At 56.9% G+C, this 6,648-nt stretch carries 9 protein-coding genes; 5 read left to right on the top strand and 4 right to left on the bottom strand.

Annotation, left to right across the window (positions count from 1 at the left end; translation table 11 throughout):
• The coding region (locus VZP09_RS08160; protein WP_328795035.1) for a PhzF family phenazine biosynthesis protein at nt 1-787 on the bottom strand (787 nt) is incomplete at its 3' end.
• 201 nt (nt 788-988) lie between these two features.
• Here VZP09_RS08160 and VZP09_RS08155 point away from each other — a divergent pair.
• Entirely contained in the window at nt 989-2,188 is a 1,200-nt protein-coding gene (locus VZP09_RS08155) for a sugar transporter (protein WP_002904407.1), read from the top strand.
• 68 nt (nt 2,189-2,256) lie between these two features.
• Here VZP09_RS08155 and VZP09_RS08150 read toward each other — a convergent pair whose 3' ends face one another.
• Together VZP09_RS08150 and VZP09_RS08145 are read right to left on the bottom strand one after the other, a co-directional pair.
• Nucleotides 2,257-2,925, bottom strand: coding sequence for a MarC family NAAT transporter (locus tag VZP09_RS08150; RefSeq protein WP_002904403.1), 669 nt, complete (start codon nt 2,923-2,925; stop codon nt 2,257-2,259).
• A gap of 43 nt (nt 2,926-2,968) precedes the next feature.
• The gene (locus VZP09_RS08145; protein ID WP_004217987.1) at nt 2,969-3,097 is read right to left on the bottom strand and encodes a hypothetical protein; all 129 of its coding nucleotides are present in this window, start codon (nt 3,095-3,097) and stop codon (nt 2,969-2,971) included.
• 89 nt (nt 3,098-3,186) lie between these two features.
• On the opposite strand from VZP09_RS08145, the gene marR reads away from it, so the two are divergent.
• From marR to marB, 3 genes are read left to right on the top strand one after another with little or no spacing between them, the layout of a single operon-like run.
• Nucleotides 3,187-3,621, top strand: coding sequence for a multiple antibiotic resistance transcriptional regulator MarR (marR, locus tag VZP09_RS08140; RefSeq protein ID WP_004143563.1), 435 nt, complete (start codon nt 3,187-3,189; stop codon nt 3,619-3,621).
• Between the two features lie 20 nt (nt 3,622-3,641).
• Nucleotides 3,642-4,016 (top strand): MDR efflux pump AcrAB transcriptional activator MarA, encoded by a 375-nt coding sequence (gene marA / locus VZP09_RS08135; protein ID WP_002904397.1) that lies wholly within the window; start codon nt 3,642-3,644, stop codon nt 4,014-4,016.
• Between the two features lie 40 nt (nt 4,017-4,056).
• A complete protein-coding gene (marB, locus tag VZP09_RS08130) occupies nt 4,057-4,275 on the top strand; it encodes a multiple antibiotic resistance protein MarB (RefSeq protein WP_002904394.1) in 219 nt (72 codons plus the stop codon).
• 48 nt (nt 4,276-4,323) lie between these two features.
• Here the strand turns inward: marB and eamA are convergent, their stop codons facing one another.
• Nucleotides 4,324-5,223 (bottom strand): O-acetylserine/cysteine exporter, encoded by a 900-nt coding sequence (eamA, locus tag VZP09_RS08125; protein ID WP_004143566.1) that lies wholly within the window; start codon nt 5,221-5,223, stop codon nt 4,324-4,326.
• A gap of 195 nt (nt 5,224-5,418) precedes the next feature.
• Here eamA and ydeE point away from each other — a divergent pair, with 195 nt between their 5' ends.
• Nucleotides 5,419-6,615, top strand: a complete 1,197-nt coding sequence (gene ydeE, locus VZP09_RS08120) for an efflux MFS transporter YdeE (RefSeq protein WP_004176243.1) — start codon at nt 5,419-5,421, stop codon at nt 6,613-6,615.
• Nucleotides 6,616-6,648 lie beyond the last annotated feature (33 nt).

The following is a 6,648-nucleotide window of genomic DNA, read 5'->3' as shown; positions in this document are numbered from 1 at the left end:
GCAGGTAAACCGTTCCGCGCATATAGGTGGTGGCCTGGCCGCTAATCAGCACACGGTCGCCCTGCCACTGGCAGCGCAGGTCGCCGCCGCGAGCGGAGACCTGGCGCGCCATCATGGTGGTTTTCCCCAGCTTTTCGCCCCACCAGGGGATCAGCATGCTATGGGCGGAGCCGGTGACCGGATCTTCCGGCACCCCTTCTCCCGGGCAGAAGAAGCGGCTGACAAAGTCATACTCTTCATCCGGCGCGCTGACGCAGATCATTTTGCCAAGCGTTCGCAGCCGCGCCATATCCGGTCGCACCGCTTCAACCTGCTGGCGATCCGCCAGCACCACCAGATAATCGCGCCCTTCCCGAACTTCAACGGCGGCCTCGAGTCCTAGCCCGGTCAGCAGATCCGCCGGCGGTTTTTCCACCGGAGAGGTCGACCACGCAGGGAAATCGAGCGTCAGCCAGTCGCCATTACGGGTGACCCGCAGCTCACCAACAAAACGGGTGCTAAAGAGAATCGTCGCCGAAGGATGGTCGAGATATTCGAAAATAACGTGCGCTGCGGCGAGGGTCGCGTGACCGCAGAGATTGATCTCAGCGAGTGTGGTAAACCAGCGCAGCTCATAGCCCTCGTCGGTACGGACAAAGAAAGCCGTTTCGGATTGATTATGCTGCTGGGCCATTTTCAGGAGCACATCGTCGGCTAACCACTCGCTGAGCGGGCAGACGGCCGCGGCATTGCCGCCAAAGTTTTTATCGCTGAAAGCATCGACCAGATAAAATTGAATTTCCTGCATACCCTGTCCTTACTTTTTTTACTTTCCTTCAACATGACATAAAAGCGCCCCCTTGACACTATCCATAGCAAAATTAATCGCTTAACCGCGGCCGGCCCCTTGCGATTAAATGAGACGCAGATCACAAAATGATTGTCTTTTCGCCAACAATCGTTTTAAGATCAGCGTCACATCTTTCCCTGAATCACCAGTCCAGAGCTTATGACTACGAATACGGTCTCACGCAAGGTAGCGTGGCTACGTGTCGTGACGTTGGCCATCGCCGCGTTTATTTTTAACACCACAGAGTTTGCCCCGGTCGGTCTGTTGTCGGATATTGCCGACAGCTTCGGCATGGAAACCGCCCAGGTGGGCATGATGCTGACCATCTACGCATGGGTGGTGGCGTTAATGTCGCTGCCGTTTATGCTGCTGACCAGCAAAGTGGAGCGCCGGCGCCTGCTTATCGGCCTGTTTATTCTGTTTATCGCCAGCCACGTCCTGTCGTTTTTTGCCTGGAATTTTGACGTGCTGGTGATTAGCCGCATTGGTATCGCCTTTGCGCATGCGGTTTTCTGGTCGATAACGTCGGCACTGGCCATCCGCATGGCCCCGCCGGGCAAACGGGCGCAGGCGCTGAGCCTGATCGCCACCGGTACCGCGCTGGCGATGGTGTTTGGTATTCCGATCGGGCGCATTATCGGCCAGTACTTTGGCTGGCGGATGACCTTCCTGGCGATCGGCCTCGGCGCGTTAGCCACCCTGGCCTGCCTCGTAAAACTGCTGCCGACCCTGCCGAGCGAACATTCTGGCTCGCTGAAAAGCTTGCCGGTGCTGTTCCGCCGCCCGGCGCTGGTCAGCGTGTACATTCTGACCGTGGTGGTGGTGACCGCTCATTATACCGCCTACAGCTATATCGAGCCCTTTGTCCAGACGGTAGCGGGCCTGAGCGGCAACTTTGCCACCGTACTGCTGCTGATCCTTGGCGGGGCCGGTATTATCGGCAGCATTCTGTTCGGTAAGCTCGGTAACCAGCACGCGTCGGGGCTGATAAGCCTGGCGATTGCCCTGCTGCTCGCCTGCCTGCTGCTGCTGCTGCCGGCCTCGCATAACCCGCAGCACCTGATGCTGCTCAGCATCTTCTGGGGGGTGGCGATCATGATTATCGGTCTCGGCATGCAGGTGAAAGTGCTGGCCTCCGCTCCGGATGCCACCGACGTCGCCATGTCTCTGTTCTCGGGTATCTTTAATATCGGCATAGGCGCCGGGGCGCTGGTCGGCAGCCAGGTGAGTCTGCATCTTTCCATGGCCTCCGTCGGCTACGTCGGCGCCATTCCGGCGCTGGTCGCGCTGGTCTGGTCGCTGATGATATTCCGTCGCTGGCCGGTATCGCTGGAAGACCATCAGCCGCACCACTCCTGATTCCGTCGCACAAAAAAGCCCGCCGGTATCGCGCCGGCGGGCTTTTTTTCTCTGCGCATCGCGGGCGGTCAGGGATGCCAGGTCGAAATGATCTCCAGCACGCCGTTAATAATAAACTGCACGCCCATGCAGACCAGCAGAAAGCCCATCAGTCGCGAGATGGCCTCGATGCCGCCTTTGCCAACCAGACGCATAATCGCGCCGGAACTGCGCAGACAAGCCCACAGAATCACCCCTAACAGCAAAAAGATGATCGGCGGCGCCGCCAGCACCACCCACTCCGGGAAGTCCACGCCGTGCTTAACGGTCGAGGCGGAGCTAATAATCATCGCGATGGTGCCCGGACCGGCGGTGCTTGGCATCGCCAGCGGCACAAAGGCGATATTGGCGGTCGGTTCATCCTGCAGTTCTTCCGATTTGATCTTCGCTTCCATCGAATCGTGGGCTTTTTGCTGGGGAAACAGCATGCGGAAACCGATAAAGGCCACAATCAATCCGCCGGCGATACGTAGCCCAGGTATTGATATGCCGAATGTATTCATCACCACCTGACCGGCATACCACGACACCATCAGGATGGCGAAGACATACACCGATGCCATTAACGCCTGTTTATTACGCTCGGCGTTGTTCATATTACCGGCCAGGCCAAGGAACAGCGCCACGGTTGTGAGTGGATTCGCCAGCGGTAAAAGCACCGCCAGGCCGAGCCCTATTGCTTTAAACAAATCGAACATAGTTAATTAAAGTCCCGTTAATATTCATTTTTTAAGAATGGTTTCATTCCGTGAGTATATCGGCTTCAACAAATTTGACGCCAGCCTGCTGATAAATCACTTCTGCAAAAAAATAACAAGCGTTAGAAAAATCATAAAGAGTGACCCACATCGTACTTTTCCATTTTAGCAAATCGTGGCATCGGCCAATTCATAATGTTGACTTATGATTGCCTGGGCAATAGTATCACTTGCAACTAATTACTTGCCTGGGCAACCATTATGAAAAGTACCAGCGACCTGTTTAATGAAATGATCCCGCTGGGCCGCTTGATCCAGATGGTTAACCAGAAAAAAGATCGCCTGCTCAATGACTACCTCTCACCTATGGATATTACCGCGACCCAGTTTCGCGTGCTCTGCTCCATTCGTTGCGAAGTATGTATTACCCCCGTTGAGCTGAAAACCGTGCTTTCCGTCGACCCGGGCGCGATGACGCGCATGCTCGACCGCCTGGCGTGCAAAGGCTGGATTGAACGGTTACCCAACCCCGCTGACAAGCGCGGCGTGCTGGTGCAGTTGACGCCGGACGGCGCAGCCCTTTGCGAGCAGTGTCATCAGGTTGTGGGTCAGAAGTTACACCAGGAGTTAACGAAAAATCTGTCGGCGGACGAAGTCGCCATGCTTGAGCAACTGCTCAAGAAGGTCCTGCCGTAAAAATAAGAAGAGGTAAGATGATGTCCAGACGTAATAATGACGCCATCACTATCCATAGTATTTTGTCGTGGATCGAGGATAACCTGGAATCGCCCCTGTCGCTGGAAAAAGTGTCTGAGCGCTCCGGTTACTCTAAGTGGCACCTGCAACGTATGTTTAAGAAAGAGACCGGCCATTCCCTCGGCCAGTACATCCGCAGCCGCAAGCTGACGGAGATTGCGCAGAAGCTCAAGCAGAGTAATGAGCCAATCCTGTACCTGGCGGAACGCTATGGTTTCGAGTCGCAGCAGACCCTGACGCGAACGTTCAAGAACTATTTCGATGTTCCGCCCCACAAGTATCGCATAACGAATGTACCTGGCGAATCCCGCTATCTACATCCGCTAAATAACTGATGTTAATCGCCTGCACTATAAAAGACGTATTGAGGAAATCATGAAACTATTCGCTGCCGCAGCTATCGTACTCTTGTCGCTGGCCTCCAGCCTCAGCTATGCGGAGCAAAACACCACGCCGGTGCGTCAAAACCAGCGTGATACAATGATTATCCCTTCCGAACATAATGATTCGCCGTTTGATTTCAATCATATGGCGGCTGGTAATGATAAATCTGACGAACTTGGCGTGCCGTACTACCAGCAGCACGACCTGTGATGCCATTACACGCATAATTGTGTATAGCCCCGTCTCCGGGGCTTTTTTTTATCCGCGCGCCATGCCAGGCCGCACCAAACGTAAGCCAAAGACATTAATGTAGAGCCCGGCCATAATCAGCACCGCCCCGGTGAGCTGCAGTCCGCTCAGCGTCTCCCCGAGCAGCAGCGCAGCGCTGGCCATTCCCACCACCGGCACCAGCAGCGACAGCGGCGCCACCCGCCAGGTTTCATACCGCCCCAGCAGCGATCCCCAGATGCCATAGCCGACGATAGTGGCGATAAACGCCAGATAAAGCAGCGACAGTATCGTTAGCAGATCGATGTGTTGCAGACTCGCCAGCATGGTCTGCGGGCCATCGATCAACAATGAGGCCAGCATAAACGGCAGCACCGGGATCAGCGCGCTCCAGACCACCAGCGACATGATTGGCGGCCGGCTCGCCTGGGACATTATTTTCTTGTTGAAAATATTGCCGCAGGCCCAGCTGAGCGCCGCCGCGAGGGTCAGCATAAAGCCCACCAGCGGCACATGCTCCCCGCCAAGGCTGCCCTCCACCAGCACCAGCACGCCAAAGATCGCCAGGGCGATCCCCGCCAGCTGCTTGCCCTGCAGACGTTCGCCAAATACGAAGGCGCCAAGGATGATGGTGAAGAAGGCTTGCGCCTGCAGCACAAGGGAGGCCAGCCCGGCCGGCATACCCAGGCCGATAGCGCAGAACAGAAAGGCGAACTGACCGAAACTTATGGTCAGGCCATAGCCCAGCAGCAGGCGCAGCGGAATAGCTGGCCGGGCGACAAACAGCAGCGCCGGGAAGGCGACCAGCATAAAGCGCAGCCCCGCCAGCATCAGCGGCGGCATATTGTGCAACCCCAGCTTAATCACCACAAAGTTAAGCCCCCACACCACCACTACCAGCAGCGCCAGTAGTCCATCTTTCCTCGTCATACCCCTGCCTCTGTCGTTATTGGAATTTTTGTGAACAAAATCAAAGTAGCGAAAAAGCGGCCGCCGGGATAGATCATTATTTTTGGCAGGCCCGGAAGTGCGCCCGTCGACCGCGATGACCTGTACAAGGCGTAATGACCGTGTTATTTGTGATCGAAGACATAAAATTATAACAACATGACAGGCAAGGAAATCATGATCACCACTCTCCGGCGCTCCACCATCGCGCTGCTGGCATCGTCGTTACTGTTGACTATCGGCCGCGGGGCCACACTGCCGTTTATGACCATCTATCTCACCCGACGCTTTCAGCTGGAGGTAGATGTGATTGGCTATGCCCTGTCGCTGGCGCTGGTGGTTGGGGTGTTGTTCAGCATGGGTTTTGGCATCCTCGCTGACAGGTTCGATAAAAAGCGCTATATGGTGTGGTCAGTGCTGGTGTTTATTCTCGGCTTCAGCGCAATACCGCTGGTCAATAACGCCCTCCTGGTGGTGATCTTCTTTGCGCTGATCAACTGCGCCTACTCGGTCTTTTCCACCGTCCTGAAAGCCTGGTTCGCCGATCGGCTGACGGCAGAGAAAAAAGCGCGCATCTTCTCGCTGAACTACACCATCCTCAACATCGGCTGGACCGTTGGGCCGCCCATCGGCACCCTGCTGGTAATGCACAGTATCAATTTGCCGTTCTGGCTGGCGGCCGCCTGCGCCGCCTTTCCGCTGGTGTTTATTCAGCTGTTTCTTCAGCGGGATGGCGCCGCCGCGGCCCAGCCGGGCGCCGCGCCCTGGTCGCCTTCGGTGTTGCTGCGCGACCGGGCGCTGCTGTGGTTTACCTGCTCCGGGCTGCTGGCCTCCTTCGTCGGCGGCGCCTTCGCCTCCTGTCTCTCGCAGTATGTGCTGGTGGTCGCCAGCAGCGATTTCGCCGAGAAAGTGGTGGCCGTGGTGCTGCCGGTCAACGCCGCGGTGGTGGTGGCTCTGCAGTACGCGGTTGGCCGGCGGCTGAGCGCGAGAAATATCCGCCCGCTGATGACCTTCGGCACCGTCTGCTTTGTGATCGGCCTTGTGGGCTTTATGTTCTCTGGCGCCAGCCTGTGGGCGTGGGGGATCTCGGCGGCGATCTTCACCCTCGGGGAAGTGATTTATGCCCCCGGGGAGTATATGCTGATTGACCATATTGCCCCGCCGGGGATGAAGGCCAGCTACTTCTCCGCCCAGTCGCTGGGGTGGCTTGGGGCGGCATTCAACCCGATGCTGACGGGGTTGATCCTCACCCATCTGCCGCACTGGTCGCTTTTTGTCATTCTTATCGTGGCGATTGTCGCCGCCTGGCTGATGATTTTCCGCGGGATCAATGCCCGCCCCTGGCAACCGGATTCTCCGCTGGCCAACGCCTGACGCCAGCTGGCATGCGGCTGTCAGGTTGCTGNC

This window comes from Klebsiella sp. EMBS2024 (genome assembly GCF_036233805.1).
In the GTDB taxonomy this organism is placed as follows: Bacteria; Pseudomonadota; Gammaproteobacteria; order Enterobacterales; family Enterobacteriaceae; genus Klebsiella; species Klebsiella pneumoniae.
Note: the sequence above shows the minus strand (reverse complement) of the source record. Positions and strands in the feature narration are given on the sequence as shown.

Bases quoted from the DNA above. Each gene is read 5' to 3' on its own strand.
- marB (WP_002904394.1), top strand. From the start codon at position 4,057: ATGAAACTATTCGCTGCCGCAGCTATCGTACTCTTGTCGCTGGCCTCC.
- ydeE (WP_004176243.1), top strand. From the start codon at position 5,419: ATGATCACCACTCTCCGGCGCTCCACCATCGCGCTGCTGGCATCGTCG.
- marR (WP_004143563.1), top strand. From the start codon at position 3,187: ATGAAAAGTACCAGCGACCTGTTTAATGAAATGATCCCGCTGGGCCGC.
- marA (WP_002904397.1), top strand. From the start codon at position 3,642: ATGTCCAGACGTAATAATGACGCCATCACTATCCATAGTATTTTGTCG.
- VZP09_RS08150 (WP_002904403.1), bottom strand. From the start codon at position 2,925: ATGTTCGATTTGTTTAAAGCAATAGGGCTCGGCCTGGCGGTGCTTTTA.
- VZP09_RS08155 (WP_002904407.1), top strand. From the start codon at position 989: ATGACTACGAATACGGTCTCACGCAAGGTAGCGTGGCTACGTGTCGTG.
- eamA (WP_004143566.1), bottom strand. From the start codon at position 5,223: ATGACGAGGAAAGATGGACTACTGGCGCTGCTGGTAGTGGTGGTGTGG.